A 17,414-nucleotide genomic window follows, 5' to 3' on the forward strand; every position below is an offset into this window, starting at 1 on the left:
CACGATGCGACATTCCCTCGGCGACCGCTGGGTCGCCCTGACCGAACGGCTGGACGGCACCGGCCACTGGCTCGCCCCCCTCGGCCTGCGCCTGATCCTGGCCTGGGAGTTCTGGGAGGCCGGGATGCAGAAGTTCCGCGGCGAGAATTGGTTCACCGGCATCCAGGACAAGTTCCCGGTGCCCTTCAACCTCGCGCCGGTGGACCTGAGCTGGACCCTGGCGACCTGGGCCGAACTGATCGGCGCCGTCGCGCTGGCGCTGGGGCTGGGCACGCGCTTCTTCGCGTTCGCACTGCTGGTGCTGACGGCGGTGGCGACCGTGTCGGTGCACTGGCCGGCCGACTACGCCAGCGTGTCCGAGCTTTGGCGCGGCTACGCGATCAGCGACAAGGGCTTTGGCAACTTCAAGCTGCCGCTGCTGTTCGCGCTGATGCTGCTGCCGCTGGTGTTCCAGGGCGGCGGCAAGTTCAGCCTCGACGCCGTGCTGGCGGCCCGTGCCGGCACCGCTCCGCGCGCCCCGGTGTAGGACGTGATGGCCTGGGGCCTGGCGGCCGGGGTGCTGGGCCTGCCGCTGGCGCTGCTGGTGCCGTCGTTGGGCATCGCGCTGCTGGTGGCGGGCGTCGTGCTGGTGGCCGTGGATCGCCTGTTGCTGGCCTGACCCTCTGCTATCCTGCGCGGCATGGAATCCAACTCCCTGCCGCGCATGGCCGAGCGCTTCCGCGGCTTCCTTCCCGTGGTGGTGGACGTCGAGACCGGCGGCTTCGACTGCACGCGCCACGCGCTGCTGGAAATCGCCGCGGTGCCGATCGAGCTCGACGCCGAAGGCTGGTACGTGCCGGGTGAAACGGTCAGCAGCCACGTCGAACCCTACGAAGGCTCGGAGATCGACCCCAAGTCGCTGGAAATCACCGGCATCCGCCTGGACTCGCCGCTGCGCGGCGCACTGGAAGAGCGCGCCGCGCTCGACCACATCTTCGCGCCGGTGCGCGCCGCGGCCAAACGCCACGGCTGCCAGCGCGCGATCCTGGTCGGCCACAACGCCCATTTCGACCTCGGCTTCCTCAATGCCGCGGTCGCGCGCGTGGGCCACAAGCGCAACCCGTTTCATCCCTTCAGCACGTTCGACACCGTAACCTTGGCCGGCATGGCCTATGGGCAGACGGTGCTCAGCCGCGCGGTGCAGGCGGCCGGCCTGCCCTGGGACGGCGAGCAGGCGCATTCGGCCGTGTACGACACCGAGCGCACCGCGCAGCTGTTCTGCGCCGTGCTCAACCGCTGGCGCCAGTTCGCCGAGAAGGACCTGGAAGCCGCGCAAGAGGATTGATCGCCGCCCCCACCGGGAGTCACGCCATGATCCACGACAGCATCCTCGGCACCGTGGGCGACACGCCCATCGTCCGCATCAACCGCCTCGCCCCGCCCGGCGTCACGATGTACGCCAAGCTCGAGTTCTTCAATCCGATGTCGTCGGTGAAGGACCGGCTGGCGCTGGCCATCATCCTCGACGCCGAACAGCGCGGCGAACTCCAGCCGGGCCAGATGGTGGTCGAGGCCACCTCGGGCAACACCGGCGTGGCGCTGGCCATGGTCTGCGCGGCGCGCGGCTATCCCTTCGTCGCCTTCATGACCGAAACCTTCTCGGTCGAGCGCCGCAAGCTGATGCGGGCGCTGGGCGCCAAGGTCATCCTGACGCCGGCGGCCGAGCGCGGCAGCGGCATGGTGAAGCGCGCGGAGGAATTCGCGGCCAGGCACGGCGCCTTCCTGTCGCGGCAGTTCGAGAACGAGGCCAACCCGGCCTACCACCGCAGCACCACCGGGCCGGAGATCCTGCGCGACTTCGCGGCGAAGCGGCTGGATTGGTTCGTGGCGGGCTACGGCACCGGCGGCACCATCACCGGCGCCGGCGAAATGCTGAAGCTGGCCCGCCCCGACCTCAAGATCGCGGTCACCGAGCCCGACGGCGCCGCCTTGCTGTCGGGCAAGCCCTGGGCCCCGCACAAGATCCAGGGCTGGTCCCCGGACTTCATCCCGACCGTGCTCAACCGCGACATCTACGACCTGATCGTGCCCGTGACCGACGTGATGGCCCGCGACACTGCGCGCGAGCTGGCCACGCAGGAGGGCATCTTCTGCGGCATCTCCGGCGGCGGCAGCTTCGCCGCGGCGCTGGAGCTGGCCAAGACCCTCGAGCAGGGCAGCGTGGTGCTGGCCATGATCGCCGATACCGGCGAACGCTACCTCAGCACCTTCCTCTTCGAAGGCATCAACGAGGGCTCCGACGACGACTGGGCCGCGGCGCTGTAGCGGGGCGGCTGGCGCTGTAGGTGGGGCCCGCTGTCCGAACGCGGATCAGAGCGGAAACATCGGATAAGAGCGGTAAAGAAAAAAGGGTGGTGTTTCGCGAGTTGAAACACCTCGCGAAACACCACCCTTCGTCTTGCTCGATCCGCCCTTATCCGACGTTTCCGCTCTGATCCGCGTTAAGCCACGCGACCCAACCTACAGCGCCAAGTTCCTCAACTACGCCCCATCCCGCGGCTTGCGGAAGCGGGCGGCGCGGGCCTTGATGCCGCGCCAGAGGCCGTAGCAGCTGATGGCGATCCAGGCCAGCTGCATGATGGTGGTCGAGATCACGTCGCGGAAATCCGGCGACGGCCCGAAGATCGACACCAGGATGAAGATCGCGCCGAACAGGTTCGCCAGCTGGTAGCCCAGCGCATCGCTGGCCAGCCTGCCGGCCTGGAGCAGGAAGAACGAGCCGAGCACGAAGCCCACGCCCGCCAGGCCCACGAAGTCGAACCACTGCAGGCTCATGCCTTCGCTCCCCGCTGGCGCACCACTTCGAACAGCGCCACGCCGGTGGCGACCGAGACGTTGAGGCTTTCCATTTCGCCGGGCATCGGGATCTTCACCAGCCCGTCGCAATGCTCGCGCGTCAGGCGGCGCATGCCCTCGCCTTCGCCGCCCATCACGATGGCGACGTTGCCGGTGAAGTCGATGGCGTGGATGGCCTGGGTGGCGGCGCCGTCGAGGCCGTAGATCCACACGCCCAGCTCCTGCAGCGCACGCAGGGTGCGCGCCAGGTTGGTGACGCTGACGACCGGGATGCGGTCGGCGGCGCCCGCCGAGGTCTTGCGCACGGTGGCGTTGATCGGCGCCGCCTTGTCCTTCGGAATCACCACCGCGTTGACGCCGGCGGCAGCCGCGCTGCGCAGGCAGGCGCCGAGGTTGTGCGGGTCCTGCACGCCGTCGAGCACCAGCACCAGCGCCTTGCCGGCGGCGGCTTCCACCAGTGCCGGCAGCTCTTTCTCGTCGGTCGGCTTGGCGGCCTCGTAGCGGGCGATCACGCCCTGGTGGCGCAGGTTGCCGACGATGCCTTCGAGCGACTGCAGCGGGATGCGCCGCACCGAGACATCGCGACGGCGCGCGGTCTCCTCGATCTCGGTCAGCCGTGCGTTCTTGCCGCCCGCCTCGATCAGCACTTCGCGCACGTGCTCGAGGTCATGCTCGAGCGCCGAGGCGACGGCATTGATGCCGGCGATCCAGTTGTCCTTCTTGCTCATCAGCCCCTCTTCCGCTTCTTCGGCGGGCCGTCCGGCACCACCAGCTTGAAATCAATGCGCTTGTCCTCGACGCTGGCCTTGAGCACCAGCACCCGCACCGGATCGCCGAGGCGGAACTTCAGGCCCTGGCGCTCGCCGGCCAGCGAACGGCGCAGCGGGTCGAAGTGGTAGAAGTCGTGCGGCAGCTGGGTCACGTGCACCAGGCCGTTGACCTTGGAGCCGGCCAGCTCGACGAACAGGCCGAAGTTGGTGACGCCGCTGACCACGCCGTCGAACTCGTCGCCGACGTGCTTCTCCATCCAGGCGCCGCGGTAGCGCTCGTCGACCTCGCGCTCCACTTCGTCGGCGCGCCGCTCCATGGTCGAGCAGTGCAGCGCCAGCGACGACATCTCGCTGGCCGAGTAGCGGTAGCCGTCCGGGTCGCCCTTGAGCAGCGCGTGCTTGATCGAGCGGTGCAGCAGCAGGTCCGGGTAGCGGCGGATCGGCGAGGTGAAGTGGCCGTAGGCCTCCAGCGCCAGGCCGAAGTGGCCCAGGTTCTCGGTCTGGTACACGGCCAGGCTCTGCGAGCGCAGCAGCACGGTCTCGAGCAGCGGCGCGTCGGGACGCTCGCGGATCTTGCGCAGCAGCTGGGTGAAGTCCTTGGGCTGAACCTTCGACCACGGCGGCAGGCTCAGGCCGAACTCGGACAGGTACTCCAGCAGGTCGGCGTACTTGCCTTCCGGCGGTCGCGGATGGACGCGGAACGGCGCCGGGATCTGCTTCGAGGTGACGTACTTCGCGGCTTCGACATTGGCCGCGATCATGCACTCCTCGATCAGCTTGTGGGCGTCGTTGCGCTCGAGCATGCCGGCCTGGATCACCTCGCCGCTGTTGTCGAGCACGAAGCGCACTTCGCCCGACTCGAACTCGATCGCGCCGCGGCGGCTGCGGGCCTTGGCCAGCACCTTGTACAGCTGGTGCAGGCGCTGGACCTGCGGCATCAGCGAACCGATCTGGGCGATGGCTTCGGCGCCCGCCTCGGTGTCGGCCTCGCCCACCGCCTTCCAGACCTGGGTGTAGGTCAGGCGCGCGTGCGACTTCATCACCGCCTCGTAGAACTTCGACGAGGTGACGTTGCCTTCGAAATCCACCTGCATGTCGCAGGCGAAGCACATGCGCTCGACCTTGGGCATCAGCGAGCAGATGCCGTTCGAGAGCGTCTCGGGCAGCATCGGCACCACGAAGCCGGGGAAGTAGACCGAGGTGGCGCGCTTGATCGCCTCGTCGTCCAGGGCGGTGCCCGGGCGCACGTAGTGCGAGACGTCGGCGATGGCGACGATCAGGCGGAAGCCCTGCTTGTTGGGTTCGCACCAGACCGCGTCGTCGAAGTCCTTGGCGTCCTCGCCGTCGATGGTGACCAGCGGCACCTTGCGCAGGTCGACGCGGTCGCGGGTCTCGGCGGCCGGCACTTCCACCGGCACCTGGGCGGCCTCGGCCAGCGCTTCGCGCGGGAACACGTGCGGCAGGTCGTGGCCGTGGATGGCGGCCTCGACCACCAGCGACGGCGTCAGCTTGTCGCCCAGCACCAGCAGGATGCGGCCGATCGGCGGCCGGCCCTTTTCCGGCGGCGCGGTCACTTCCACCACCACCAGCTGGCCCTCGCGGGCCTCGTTGCGGTCTTCCGGCGGGATCAGCACCTCGGTCAGCACGCGGCGGTCGTCGGGCACCACCATGCCGATGCGCGAACGCTCGGAATAGCGGCCGGTGAGGCGCGTCAGGCGATGCTCGAGCACCTCGACGATCGCGCCTTCGCGGCGGCCGCGTCGGTCGACATTGGTGACGCTGGCCAGCACGCGGTCGCCGTGCAGCGCCTTGCGCATCTCGGCCGGCGGCAGGAACAGGTCCTCGCCGCCGTCGTCGGCCTTCATGAAGCCGAAGCCGTCGGGATTGGCGATCACGGTGCCGGCGATCAGGTCGAGCTTGCGCGCGGCCGCATAGCCGCCGCGGCGGTTCATCAGCAGCTGGCCGTCGCGGACCATGGCGTTGAGCCGGCGCGACAGCGCCTCGAAGCGGTCCGGGGCGGTCAGGCCCAGGGCGCGGGCCAGGTCCTCGGCGGTGAGCGGACCGTCGCTGTCGCTGAGGAAGTCGGCGATGGCCTCGCGGCTGGTGATCGGCTGTTCGTACTTCTGCGCCTCGCGGGCGGCGAAGGGATCATGCGCGGCGTGGGCGGCGTGGGCGCCGGGATTGCGCCCCCCCGGCCGGCCGGCCTTGGCCGGCTTGGGCCCGCGGCCCGCGGGCGCCGGGCCGGGCTTGCCGGCCCGCGGCGGCTTGGCGCCCGCCGGCTTGCCGGATTTGCCGGGCTTGCCGGCGGTGGATTTCGCGGCCGGCTTCTTTCCCGGGGCGGACGTGCTTGCGCTTTCAGGCATCCACGGCGGCAGTTTGCCGCCGGTGCCGCGCTTCTTGGCAGGGGGTGTCATGGCGGCCATGGTACACCGGGCCACCTGTACCGGACCGCGCGGATGCAAGGAACAATTGACAACGCCGGTGCTCGCGATTAACTTATGCGGCTTCCTCGCGGCTTCGCCGGGAAGCACCTGCCCAGGTGGCGGAATTGGTAGACGCACTAGTTTCAGGTACTAGCGGGTAAAACCGTGGAGGTTCGAGTCCTCTCCTGGGCACCAAATCAGAAAGGCCCGCTTCGGCGGGCCTTTTTCTTTGTCCGCCGTTCCTTGCCGGCCCGTTGACCGCCGGCCACTTGGCCTGCCCTACAATCGGGCGAACTGGCCGGCCGGACCTCGCGATGCCCTCGGATCCCCACCGCATAGACCACGCGCTGTCCCTGGCCGACGCCGGCCGCCACGACGAGGCCGACACCCTGCTGGCCCACCTGGCCCGCCAGGACCGGGACCCGATGGCCGCCTGGCACCTGGCCCGGGTGCGCCTGGGCCAGGGGAACAGCGACGGCGCGCTGGCCGCCCTGGCCGACTTCCCCGACGACCCGCTGTGCAACGAGCGCGCCCGCGAGCTGCTGGTCGGGCAGCGGCGCAACGACGAGGCCCTGGCCCTGCTCCGCCACGTGCCGCGCCAGCCCGCCGATCCGCGCGGCCTGGTCGCCACCGCGATCGAGCGCCACGTCGCCGGCGACTTTGCTGGCGCCGTCGCCGCCTGCCGCCAGGCGCTGGCGCTGGCGCCCGCCCACGCGCCCGCCCACAACCACCTGGCCCGGGCCCTGCACAACCTGGGCCATCCGCAGGCGGCCATCGCCGAGTTCGAGCGCGCGGTCGCCATCGATCCCGGCTACCCGGAGGCCTGGCACAACCTGGGCCACTCCCTGCGCGCCACCGGCCAGCTCGAACGCGCCGCCGATGCCCTGCAGCGCGCCCTGCGGGTGGCGCCCGGCTACCGCTCGGCGCGCCAGGGACTGGGCGCCACCCTGCTCGCGATGGACCGCCCGGCGGACGCCCTCGAGGCCTTCGACGACGTGCTGCGCCATGACCGCGACAATGCCGAGGCCCTGCTGCACAGCGCGCTGTGCCTGCAGTCGCTGGCGGCGCCCGCCAAGGCACGGCAGCGCTTCGAACAGGCGCTGGCGCTGGAGCCGGACAACGCCTGGGCGCATTACTGCCTGGGCATCCTTCTGCACGAACAGCACGAGCTGCCCGCGGCCCGGGCCGCGCTGCAGCGCGCCCTGAAGCTGCACGCCTCCAGCCCGGACGCCTGGGCCGCACTGGCCGCGGTCGCGGAAGAGGCCGGCGACCCCACGCAGGCGGCCATCGCGGTGAACACCGGCCTGACCCTGTCACCGCACCACGCCCTGCTCAACCTCGAGGCCGCGCGGATCGAGCGCCGCGCCGGCAAGCCGGCCGCCGCGCTGCAGCGCCTGGGCGGCATCGACGCCCGCCGGCTGCCGCCGCGGGTGCGCCAGCGCTTCCACTACGAAAGCGGCAAGTCGCTGGACCAGGCCGCCGCCGGCGACCAGGCCTTCGACAGCTTCGCCCAGGCCAATGCCCTGGCCGAGCGCGAAGTGCGCGGCCCGCACCGCAGCCCGGACGCCCTGGTGCGCGAACTGGCCGCCATCCGCCACTGGCTCGAGCAGGGCGCGCCGGGCATCGACGCCACCGACGCCGGCGCCGACCAGGGCGCCGACCTCTGCTTCCTCGTGGGTTTCCCGCGCACCGGCCAGTTCCTGCTCGAGCGGCTGCTGCGCGACCATCCGGGCCTCGCCATCGTCCAGGACAAGCCCACGCTCGAAGGCGTGGTGGGCACCGTGGCCGGCCTGCCCGGCGCTTATCCGGCCGCGATCGCCGCGCTCGACGCCAGCGACCGCGCCGTCCTGCGCCGCAAGTACCGGCTCGCGCTCGACCGCGCCGGCGTGGCCGCAGGCCGGCCGGTGCTCGACATCGGGCCGCTGCGGCTGGCCCACGCGGGGCTGGTGCAGGCGCTGTTCCCGAAGGCCAGGCTGCTGGTCACGCACCGGCACCCGCTGGACGTGGTGCTGCGCAACTTCATGGAGCCGCAGGCGACGCCGGCGGTCTTCCCCGCGTTCCAGACGCTCGAGGGCGTCGCCGGCCTGTTCGAAGCGCACGCCGCCACCTGGCAGGCGCTGCAGCCGCACCTGCGCCTGCCCGTGCTGGAGCTTCGCCACGAGCAGCTGGTCGCCGCGCCGGAGGACGTGCTGGCGACCGCCTGCGAATTCCTCGGCATCGGCCTCGACACGGACTGGCAGGCACAGGCGCGCGCGCGCCTCGAGCACGGCCGCCGCCCGCCGGCCGACCCGGTCGCGCCGCACTGGCTGCGCTACCGCACGCGGCTGGCGCCGGTGATGGCCAGCCTGTCGGCGCAGGCGCGACGACAGGGCTACGACGTGCCGGATCCGGTTTGACGCCAAGCCAATCCGCCGCCTAGAGTCGGTCCCTTCTTCGAGAAGGAATCCCCATGGGCACTGCGATCGGCGCCACGCGCCTGCTTTTCATCGGCCTGCTGCTGGCTGCCACCACCGTCGACGCCAAGCGCGGCGATGAGGACGTCGGCCTGTCGCTGGCGGACACCACCACGCACGCCGATTTCCAGGCGCAGCGCGCGGCGATCGATGAAGCCCTGGCCGAGCCCGAGCAGTATTCGGAAATGAGCCGCAGCAGCCGCAGCAGCCTGCAGGCCTCGCTGGACGCGATCGCCGCCCGGCTCGAAGCCAGCGGCAGCCTGGCGGCGATGAGCGACGCCGAGCGCGACGCGCTGGCGGCCGACGCCGAGGACGTGAACGAGATGCTGGAAACCGCGCGCCACGACAGCCGCATCGTCTGCACGCGCGAGGCGACGATGGGGAGCAACCGCACCCGCCGCGTCTGCCTCACCGTGGCCCAGCGCCGCCGGCAGTCGGAAGGCGCGCAGCGCCTGCGCGAGGACTGAGCCTCGCCCCGGGCGCGAAGGGAAGGCGCCGCCCGAGGGCGGCGCTTCGGTATCAGGCGAACGGATCCTGCAGCACGATGGTCGACTCGCGGCCCGGGCCGGTGGAGACGATGGCGAGCGGGCAGCCCGCCAGCTCTTCCAGCGCGCGCAGGTAGGCGCGGGCCGCCGCCGGCAGCTTGTCCCATTCGGTGACGCCCGCGGTGGACTCGTCCCAGCCCGGGAACTCGAGGTACACCGGCGTGCACTCGTCCCAGCCGGCGGCGTCCAGCGGCGCGTACTCGGTGCGCTTGCCGCGGTACTCGTAGGCGATGCAGATCTTGAGCTTCTCCATCCCGTCGAGGATGTCGAGCTTGGTGATGCACAGGCCGGTGATGCCGTTGATGGCGACGGCGCGCTTGAGCGCGACGATGTCCATCCAGCCGCAGCGGCGCGGGCGGCCGGTGGTGGCGCCGAACTCGGCGCCCTTCTGGCGGATCAGCTCGCCGGTGGCGTCGTTGAGCTCGGTCGGGAACGGACCGCCGCCGACGCGGGTGGCATAGGCCTTGGCGATGCCCAGCACGTAGTCGATGGCGTCGGCGCCGACGCCGGTGCCGGCCATCGCGCCGCCCACGGTCGTGTTCGACGAGGTGACGTAGGGATAGGTGCCGTGGTCGATGTCGAGCAGCGAACCCTGCGCGCCCTCGAACATCACGCGCTTACCCTGCTTGCGCAGGTCGTGCAGGATGCCGGCGACGTCGGCCTTCATCGGATCGACGTAGGCGCCGAACTCAAGCGCCTCGTCCAGCGTCTTCTGGAAGTCCACCGCCTCGACGCCCAGGTACTTCGTGAGCACGAAGTTGTGGTAGTCCATCGTGGTGCGCAGCTTCTCGGCCAGTTCCTTCGGGTAGTTCAGGTCGGCGACGCGGATGCCGCGGCGGGCGACCTTGTCCTCGTAGGCCGGGCCGATGCCGCGGCCGGTGGTGCCGATGGCGGCGCCGCCGGCGGCCTTTTCGCGCGCCTGGTCCAGGGCGATGTGGTACGGCATGATCAGCGGCGTGGCCGGGCTGATCTTCAGGCGCGAACGCACCTCGACGCCGTTGCCCTCGAGCTCGGCGATTTCCTTCTTCAGGGCCGCCGGGCTGAGCACCACGCCGTTGCCGATCAGGCACAGCGCGTCGGCGCGCAGGATGCCGGACGGGATCAGGTGCAGCACGGTCTTCTTGCCGCCGATCACAAGCGTGTGGCCGGCGTTGTGGCCGCCCTGGAAGCGCACGACCGCGCCGATCTCCTCGGTCAGCAGGTCGACGATCTTGCCCTTGCCCTCGTCGCCCCACTGCGCGCCCAGCACCACCACCGACTGACCCATGACCCTGACTCCAAGAGTGAATTGAGATCCGGGGGCGACGGTCGCCGGGCGCCTTCGCGGGGCCCAGACGTGCAAAAAGCCGGAGGTCGCCCCGGCTTTGCGAAATTATCCTCGGAATGGCGGGCCGGGGCCAGCCCCGCGTGGCGGCCCCGGGGGGCCGCCCCGGTTCAGCGCTTGTCGGTGCCGAAGTGGCGCAGGAACTCCGAATCCGGGTCCAGCACCAGCACGGTCTGGCCGTCGGCCATCGACTCGCGGTAGGCCTCGAGGCTGCGGTAGAAGCCGTAGAACTCAGCATCCTGGCCGTAGGCGCCGGCGTAGATCTCGGCGGCCTTGGCGTCGCCCTCGCCTCGCAGCTTCTGGGCATCGCGCTCGGCCTCGGCGATGGTCACCTGGCGCTGGCGGTCGGCCTCGGAGCGGATGGTCTCGCTCTGCTCGACGCCCTCGGCGCGCAGCTGGTTGGCCACCTGGGTGCGCTCGGTGCTCATGCGGCTGTAGACCGTGCGCAGGATGTTGCTGTCGTCGGGCAGGTTGATGCGCTTGATGCGCACGTCCACCACCTCGATGCCCAGCGACTCGGCGCCGCGGTTGACGGCCGCGAGGAAATTGCCGGAGAGCTCGGCGCGACCGGCCGACACCACTTCCTGCAGCGTGCGCTGGTTGATCTCGTTGCGCAGGGCGTTCTTGACGATGGGCGTCAGGCGCTGGCGGGCCGCGTCCTCGTTGCCGCCGTTGGCGGCGCGGTAGTAGGTGGCCACGTCGCTGATGCGCCACTTGACGAAGAAGTCGACGCTGACGTCCTTCTTCTCGGACGTGAGGTAGCGCTCCGGGGCGTCGTCGAGCGAAAGGATGCGCTGGTCGAAGCGACGCACCTCCTCCACCAGCGGCCACTTGAAGTGCAGGCCCGGCTGCAGGTCGCTGCGGACCACGCGGCCGAGGTTGAGCACGATCGCGGTCTGGGACTCGCTGACCACGAACATCGAACCCATGGCCGCGAGCAGGGCGGCGATGGCGAGGAATACGATCACGGTGACGTTGCGCATCTCAGCGGCCTCCCGGGCGGCGATCGGCGCGGGCATCGCGCGAGGGGGTGGCGTCTTCCGGCGTCGTCGACGCGGCCTGGGTCGCCGGCAGGCGGACCACCGGGGCCTCCGTCGGCACGCCGGCGCGGGCCGGGGTGCCGCCGATCGGCAGGTACAGGATGTTGTCGCTGCCGCCGACGACCTTCTGGTTGCTGGCCATCACCAGCTGCATGGTCTCGAGGTAGAGGCGCTTGCGCGTGACCTCGGGCGCCCGGCGGTATTCCGCGGCCAGCAGGCTGAAGCGCTCGGCGTCACCCTCGGCGCGGGCGATGGTGGCGACCCGGTAGCCCTCGGCCTCGGTGCGCAGGCGCGCGGCGACACCGCGGGCTTCCGGCAGCACCTTGCTGGCGTAGGCGCGGGCTTCGTTCTCGATGCGGTTCTTGTCCTCGCGGGCGCTGATGGCGTCGTCGAAGGCTTCCTTCACCTCTTCCGGCGGACGCGCGTCCTGCAGGTTGAAGTTCACGACGGTCAGGCCGGTCTGGTAGAAGTTCAGCGATTCCTGCAGGCGCTCCTGCGCGGCGATCACCAGCGCAGCGCGGTCGAACAGCACGGTGTCCATGGTGCTGCGGCCGACCACTTCGCGCACGGCGCTCTCGGCGGCGTCCTGCAGCGTCTGCTCGGGATTCACCGAGCCGTACAGGAACAGGCGCGGATCGTCGCGGCGGTACTGGGCGTTGAACTTGATGTCGATCAGGTTCTCGTCCTGGGTCAGCACGCGCACCTGGTCGCTGAGCTCGACCACCTGGGTCGCGTCGACGATGGCCACGGTTTCGATCGGCCACGGCCACTTGAAGTTCGGGCCCGGGGTCATGATGCGGTTGAACTCGCCGAAGCGCAGCACCACGCCGCGCTGGCGCTCGTCCATCAGCTTGAAGCTGTTGAACACCAGCCAGATACCCACCAGGCCGATGGCCCAGGGCACCGGGTTGAAGCCGCCGGCCGCCGGGCCACCTCGGCCACCGCCGCTGCCGCCGCCACCGCCGAACATGCCCTTGAGGCGATTCAGGAAGGCTTCGACCTCGTTGCCGGGGTCCTTGCCCTTCCAGGGATCTTGGTTGCCTTTTCCAGGCTGGTTCCAGGCCATGCTTGCTCCGTCGCGTGCCGCCGGGGCCGGGGGGGCTGGCGAGGGCCAGGTCCGGGGCGGTGCGCTTTAGTCAGTCGTCAGGATTGTAGGTAGGGGCGCCGGGGGCCACAAGCAAGAGCGCGTGAAGCGGATGGCCTCCGGACTCGTCCGCCAGCCGCTCGGCCGCGGCCAGCGGCAGGTCCAAGGCCAGCACCCAGCCCGATTCGTCGCCCTGCTCGGATTTCACCGCGCCCAGGGCGTGCAGGCGCGCGCGAAGGCGGCCGTCGGCCGGGCCCAGGCGCAGTTCGCCGGTCAGCCGGCGATCGACGAAACGCCGGGCCAGCAGGTCGCGCAGCAGCCCGAGGCCGTCGCCGGTGCGGGCCGACAGCCAGAGCCGCTCGCGCCCCTCCACTTCCGGGTCGTGGCGCGGCGTCGCGCCCTCGATCCGGTCGATCTTGTTGAACACCAGCACCTGCGGGATGTCGCCGGCGCCGATTTCCTCGAGCACCTTGTCGACCTGGCCGATGCGCTCGTCGCGCAGCTCGTCGGCGGCGTCGATGACGTGCAGCAGCAGGTCGGCCTCGCGCGCCTCGGCCAGGGTCGAGCGGAACGCGGCGACCAGTTCGTGCGGCAAGTCGCGCACGAAACCAACGGTGTCCGAAAGCACCAGCGGCGCCACGCCTTCGACCCGGCGCACGGTCGGGTCGAGCGTGGCGAACAGGCGGTCGTCGGCGTACACGCCCGAGCCGGTGAGCGCGTTGAACAGCGTGGACTTGCCGGCGTTGGTGTAGCCGACCAGGGCCACGCGCGGCACTTCGTTGCGGGTGCGCGCGCGCCGCATCTGGGTGCGCTGGACCTCGACCTTGTCCAGCCGCGCCTGCAGCGACTCGAGCCGCTTCTGCAGCATGCGCTTGTCGAGCTCGAGCTGGGTTTCACCGGGGCCGCGCAGGCCAATCGCACCGCCGCGCTGGCGTTCGAGGTGGGTCCAGCCGCGCACGAGCCGCGTGGCCCAGTGCTTGAGCTGGGCCAGTTCGACCTGCAGCTTGCCCTCGTGGGTGGCGGCGCGCTGGGCGAAGATGTCGAGGATCAGGCCGGTGCGGTCGACCACGCGGCGCTTGAGCGCGCGCTCGAGGTTGCGCTCCTGGCCGGGCGTGAGCAGGTGGTTGACCAGCACCAGGTCGGCGCCGGTGGCCTCGCAGGCCGACAGCGCCTCGTCGAGCTTGCCGGTGCCGATGTAGTACGCGGCGTTGGGCTTCTCGACCCGGGCGGTCAGGGTGCCGACCACGGTGGCGCCGGCCGAACGGGCCAGTTCCGAGAATTCCTCGAGCAGGGCCGGGTCCTGCTGGCCCGGCGCGTACGGCTGGACCAGCAGGGCGCGTTCGCCCTTCCGGGCGCGCTCAAACATCAGCGGTCACGCAGGGTGCCAGGGCGATCAATCGTCCTGGCCCGCCTCGTCCTCGTCGCCGCCGGCCGTGGCGGCGCCGCCCGGGCCCACGCGCACGTTGCGCGCCGGCACCACGGTGGAGATCGCATGCTTGTAGACCATCTGGCTGACGGTGTTGCGCAGGAGCACGACGAACTGGTCGAAGCTTTCGATGGTGCCCTGGAGCTTGATGCCGTTGACCAGGTAGATGGACACCGGGATGCGCTCACGGCGCAGGGCATTCAGGAAGGGATCCTGCAGGGATTGGCCTTTGGACATGTGGACTCCGTTCTTCTTGTTGTGGCGCGCCAGCTGGCGCGATTTGCGGCCAAAAGGGTCCGAGGCCGCGAATGCCCGGATTCTACCAGCAGTTGCCGTCAGCGTCGGGCGATGAACGCGTCCATGGCCGCGTGCAGGGCCGTCGCGTCGCGGGCCGGGTCGAACCAGCGGGCGTCGAGCTGGCCGCGCAGCCAGGTCAGCTGGCGCTTGGCCAGCTGGCGGGTGGCGGCGATGGCCTCATCGCGGAAGCCGGCGGCATCGGTCGCGCCCGCCAGGTGGCGCCAGGCCTGGCGATAGCCCACCGCGCGCATCGACGGCAAGTCGGGATGCAGGCGCGGGTCGGCCTTGAGGCGGCGCACTTCGTCCAGGAAACCGGCGGCGAGCATCAGGTCGAAGCGGCGGGCGATGCGTTCGTGCAGCACCGCGCGGTCGGCCGGCGCCAGCACCAGCTTCAGCACGCGGAACGGAAACCGGGCCGGCGCGTGCTCGGCCTGCCAGGCGCTGATGGGGCGGCCGGTGAGCCGGTACACCTCCAGCGCACGGCTGATGCGCTGGACATCGCGCGGCTGGATGCGGCGACCGGCGGCGGGGTCGACGGCGGCCATTTCGGCGTGCAGCGCCGCCCAGCCGCGCCCGGCGCCCTCGGCCGCGATCGCGGCGCGCAGGGCCGGGTCGGCCGCGGGCAGCTCGGACAGGCCGTCGAGCAAGGCGCTGAAGTAGAGGCCGGTGCCGCCGACCAGCAGCGGCACCCGGCCGCGGGCGGCCAGGGCCTGCATCGGCGGCAGCGCCTCGCGGGCGAAATCGGCGGCCGAGAAGATCTCGTGCGGCTCGCGCACGTCGATGAGGTGGTGGCGGACCCGGTCCAGCTCCTCGCGCGTGGGCTTCGCCGCGCCGATGTCCAGGCCGCGATAAACCAGGGCCGAGTCGACGCTCACCACCTCGGTATCCAGCCGCAGGGCCCAGTCCAGCGCCAGCGCGGTCTTGCCCGAGGCCGTGGGGCCCATCAGGGCGATGGCGAGGGGGCGGGAATCGTGCAAGCGCGGGGCTCCGGCGGCGGGGACGGCAAGCTTAGCCTGCCCGGTGCGCCGCGGCCGACGCTGGCCTATGCTGGGCCCCATCCCCGGGGGACCGCCATGTCACGCACCAAGGCCATCGCATTCCTGCTCGTGTTCCTGGTGCCGGCGCTGATGCCGGCCGCGGCCTGGCTGGGCACCGCGAGCGGCCGGCCGGATGCCATGGCCTGGTTCCCGCTGTTCTTCCTGTTCGTGCTGCTGCCGGCGGCCGATTACGCGCTGGGCCACGACCCGGTGAACGTGCCGGCCGAGCGCGAGCGCGCGCTGGCGCTGCAGCCCTGGTTCAAGGCCCTCACCCTGGCCTGCCTGCCGGTGCAGCTGGCGCTGCTGGCCTGGTCGGCGCACTGGTTCGCGACCGCCGGCTTCGGCCCCGTCGGCGTCGCCGGCTGGCTGCTCTCGCAGGGCATCGTGGGCGGCATCCTGGCCATCAACACGGCGCACGAACTGGTGCACAAGGACGGCCGGCTGGAGCCCTTCGCCGGCGGGATGCTGCTGGCCAGCGTGGGCTACCACGGCTTCAAGATCGAGCACTTGCGCGGGCACCACGTCCACGTCTCCACGCCCGAGGACGCGTCCAGCGCGCGTTTCGGGCAGTCGGTGTGGCATTTCCTGCCGCGGGCGATGTGGCGCAACACGCTCAACGCCTGGCGGCTGGAGGCACGCCGGCTGCGCGGGCTGGGCCTGCCGGTGCTGCACTGGCGCAACGAGATGATCGGCTGGACCCTGGTCTGGCTGGGCTTCGCGGCGGCGTTCGCGGCGTGGCTGGGGCCGGTGGGGCTGGCGTTCTTCCTGCTGCAGGGGCTGTTCGCGGCCGGTTCGCTGGAGATCATCAACTACATCGAGCACTACGGCCTGGAGCGCCAGCGCGGCGCGGACGGCCGCTACGAACGCACCACCCACCTGCACAGCTGGAATTCGGACTACGCGCTGTCGAACCTGCTGCTGTTCCAGCTCCAGCGCCACTCCGACCACCACGCCTTCCCGAAACGCCGCTATGCCATCCTGCGCCACCACCCCGACAGCCCGCAGTTGCCCGGCGGCTATTCGGCGATGTTCGTGCTCGCGCTGGTCCCGCCGCTGTGGCACCGCGTCATCGACCCGCGCGTGCGGGCCTTCCGGCAGGCCGCCGCCGGCTGAGCCCGCGACTGTCCACACAGCCTGTGGACAAGTGTGGGAGAAGTCCTGTGGACGGATTCACGCGAGGCCCGCGGGGCGCGGCTGTCAACCGGGTTGGTCAGTTTGTGACCAGCCGATGACTCAGTCCTCGTCGGGCCAGCGAATCGCGGCCTTGGCGGCGGCGGGCCGGGGCGCCGGATGCGCGGCCACGGCCACCCACACCTTGATGGCATCGACCGTGGCGGCGACGTCGTGCACGCGCAGGATGCGCGCACCGTACTCGGCGGCCAGCACCGCGGCGGCCACCGAAGCATGCAGGCGCTCGCCGACCTCGCGGCCGGTGACCTCGCCCAGGCTGCGCTTGCGCGACAGTCCCGCCAGCAGCGGCAGGCCCAGGTCGAGCAGGCGCGACTGCTGGCGCAGCAGCAGGAAGTTGTGCGCGGTGGTCTTGCCGAAGCCGTAGCCGGGATCGAGCACCAGGCGCGCCTTGGGGATGCCGGCCATCTCGCAGGCGAAGATCCGCTCGGCGAGGAAGCGGTGCACCTCGCCCACCACGTCGTCGTAGGCCGGCGCGGACTGCATGTCGCCGGGCTCCCCTTGCATGTGCATCAGCACCACCGGCACGCCGAGCGCGGCGGCGGCGTCCAGCGCGCCCTCGGCGCGCAGGGCCCGGACGTCGTTGATCATGCCGGCGCCGGCGGCGACCGCGGCGCGCATGACCTCGGGCTTGGAGGTGTCGACCGAGATCGGCAGGGTCGTCGCGCGCACCAGCCGCTCGATCACGGGCACGACGCGCCGCAGTTCGTCCGCCACCGATACCGGCGCGGCGCCGGGGCGGGTGGACTCACCGCCGATGTCGAGCAGGTCGGCGCCCTCCTCCGCCAGCCGCAGGCCGTGGGCCACGGCGGCCTCGACGGTGTCGTGGGCGCCGCCGTCGGAGAAGGAATCGGGGGTGACGTTGACGATGCCCATCACGCGCGGGCGATCGAGCTTGAGCAGGCGGCCGGCGCAGTCGAGCTGCGGCGTTAGGTCGAACATGGCGTGTCCCGGAATGTAGGAGGGCCTTCAGGCCCGAAGCTCCTTGGCGA

At 71.1% G+C, this 17,414-nt stretch carries 17 protein-coding genes and 1 tRNA gene; 8 read left to right on the plus strand and 10 right to left on the minus strand.

Annotation, left to right across the window (positions count from 1 at the left end; all coding sequences use genetic code 11):
- The first annotated feature begins 4 nt into the window (after positions 1–4).
- From VFQ84_RS08425 to cysK, 4 genes are read left to right on the plus strand one after another with little or no spacing between them, the layout of a single operon-like run.
- Positions 5–526: a DoxX family protein gene (locus VFQ84_RS08425; protein ID WP_325131174.1), complete on the plus strand. Its 522-nt coding sequence runs from the start codon at positions 5–7 to the stop codon at positions 524–526.
- A gap of 6 nt (positions 527–532) precedes the next feature.
- On the plus strand, positions 533–658 hold the full coding sequence (locus tag VFQ84_RS08430) for a hypothetical protein (RefSeq protein WP_325131176.1): 126 nt from the start codon (positions 533–535) through the stop codon (positions 656–658).
- A 21-nt stretch (positions 659–679) separates the two neighbouring features.
- Complete coding sequence (rnt, locus tag VFQ84_RS08435; RefSeq protein WP_325131178.1) at positions 680–1,324, plus strand: ribonuclease T; 645 nt, start codon at positions 680–682, stop codon at positions 1,322–1,324.
- A gap of 26 nt (positions 1,325–1,350) precedes the next feature.
- Positions 1,351–2,304, plus strand: coding sequence for a cysteine synthase A (gene cysK / locus VFQ84_RS08440; RefSeq protein ID WP_325131180.1), 954 nt, complete (start codon positions 1,351–1,353; stop codon positions 2,302–2,304).
- Between the two features lie 216 nt (positions 2,305–2,520).
- On the opposite strand, the gene VFQ84_RS08445 is transcribed toward cysK, so the two are convergent.
- The 3 genes from VFQ84_RS08445 to rnr are packed head-to-tail and all read right to left on the minus strand — an operon-like array spanning position 2,521 to position 6,019.
- Positions 2,521–2,814 (minus strand): CBU_0592 family membrane protein, encoded by a 294-nt coding sequence (locus tag VFQ84_RS08445; protein WP_325131183.1) that lies wholly within the window; start codon positions 2,812–2,814, stop codon positions 2,521–2,523.
- The gene (rlmB, locus tag VFQ84_RS08450) at positions 2,811–3,563 is read right to left on the minus strand and encodes a 23S rRNA (guanosine(2251)-2'-O)-methyltransferase RlmB (RefSeq protein WP_325131185.1); all 753 of its coding nucleotides are present in this window, start codon (positions 3,561–3,563) and stop codon (positions 2,811–2,813) included. The genes VFQ84_RS08445 and rlmB overlap by 4 nt, the downstream gene beginning before the upstream one ends.
- A complete protein-coding gene (rnr, locus tag VFQ84_RS08455; protein WP_414637019.1) occupies positions 3,563–6,019 on the minus strand; it encodes a ribonuclease R in 2,457 nt (818 codons plus the stop codon). The genes rlmB and rnr overlap by 1 nt, the downstream gene beginning before the upstream one ends.
- 119 nt (positions 6,020–6,138) lie before the next feature.
- Here rnr and VFQ84_RS08460 point away from each other — a divergent pair.
- The 3 genes from VFQ84_RS08460 to VFQ84_RS08470 all read left to right on the plus strand — a co-directional run bounded on the left by VFQ84_RS08460 (position 6,139) and on the right by VFQ84_RS08470 (position 8,948).
- Positions 6,139–6,223: transfer RNA gene (locus VFQ84_RS08460), tRNA-Leu, on the plus strand.
- Between the two features lie 119 nt (positions 6,224–6,342).
- Complete coding sequence (locus VFQ84_RS08465; protein WP_325131187.1) at positions 6,343–8,424, plus strand: tetratricopeptide repeat-containing sulfotransferase family protein; 2,082 nt, start codon at positions 6,343–6,345, stop codon at positions 8,422–8,424.
- 53 nt (positions 8,425–8,477) lie between these two features.
- Positions 8,478–8,948: a hypothetical protein gene (locus tag VFQ84_RS08470; protein WP_325131188.1), complete on the plus strand. Its 471-nt coding sequence runs from the start codon at positions 8,478–8,480 to the stop codon at positions 8,946–8,948.
- A gap of 52 nt (positions 8,949–9,000) precedes the next feature.
- Here the strand turns inward: VFQ84_RS08470 and VFQ84_RS08475 are convergent, their stop codons facing one another.
- The 6 genes from VFQ84_RS08475 to miaA all read right to left on the minus strand — a co-directional run bounded on the left by VFQ84_RS08475 (position 9,001) and on the right by miaA (position 15,141).
- Positions 9,001–10,293, minus strand: coding sequence for an adenylosuccinate synthase (locus tag VFQ84_RS08475; RefSeq protein ID WP_325131190.1), 1,293 nt, complete (start codon positions 10,291–10,293; stop codon positions 9,001–9,003).
- A gap of 167 nt (positions 10,294–10,460) precedes the next feature.
- Positions 10,461–11,333, minus strand: coding sequence for a protease modulator HflC (gene hflC, locus VFQ84_RS08480; protein WP_325131191.1), 873 nt, complete (start codon positions 11,331–11,333; stop codon positions 10,461–10,463).
- Between the two features lies 1 nt (position 11,334).
- A complete protein-coding gene (gene hflK / locus VFQ84_RS08485) occupies positions 11,335–12,456 on the minus strand; it encodes an FtsH protease activity modulator HflK (protein ID WP_325131193.1) in 1,122 nt (373 codons plus the stop codon).
- Between the two features lie 70 nt (positions 12,457–12,526).
- Positions 12,527–13,840, minus strand: coding sequence for a ribosome rescue GTPase HflX (gene hflX / locus VFQ84_RS08490; RefSeq protein WP_325131195.1), 1,314 nt, complete (start codon positions 13,838–13,840; stop codon positions 12,527–12,529).
- A 27-nt stretch (positions 13,841–13,867) separates the two neighbouring features.
- Positions 13,868–14,137, minus strand: a complete 270-nt coding sequence (gene hfq / locus VFQ84_RS08495; protein WP_325131197.1) for an RNA chaperone Hfq — start codon at positions 14,135–14,137, stop codon at positions 13,868–13,870.
- Between the two features lie 98 nt (positions 14,138–14,235).
- Positions 14,236–15,141, minus strand: coding sequence for a tRNA (adenosine(37)-N6)-dimethylallyltransferase MiaA (miaA, locus tag VFQ84_RS08500; RefSeq protein ID WP_325131255.1), 906 nt, complete (start codon positions 15,139–15,141; stop codon positions 14,236–14,238).
- 129 nt (positions 15,142–15,270) lie between these two features.
- Between miaA and VFQ84_RS08505 the strand changes: the two genes are divergently transcribed.
- Positions 15,271–16,347 carry an alkane 1-monooxygenase gene (locus VFQ84_RS08505; RefSeq protein WP_325131199.1) on the plus strand — a complete coding sequence of 359 codons (1,077 nt, stop codon included), beginning with the start codon at positions 15,271–15,273 and terminating at the stop codon, positions 16,345–16,347.
- A gap of 120 nt (positions 16,348–16,467) precedes the next feature.
- Here the strand turns inward: VFQ84_RS08505 and folP are convergent, their stop codons facing one another.
- Positions 16,468–17,364, minus strand: a complete 897-nt coding sequence (gene folP / locus VFQ84_RS08510; protein ID WP_325131200.1) for a dihydropteroate synthase — start codon at positions 17,362–17,364, stop codon at positions 16,468–16,470.
- Positions 17,365–17,414: the final 50 nt, after the last annotated feature.

The organism is Arenimonas sp. (assembly GCF_035721105.1).
Classification (GTDB): Bacteria; Pseudomonadota; Gammaproteobacteria; order Xanthomonadales; family Xanthomonadaceae; genus Arenimonas.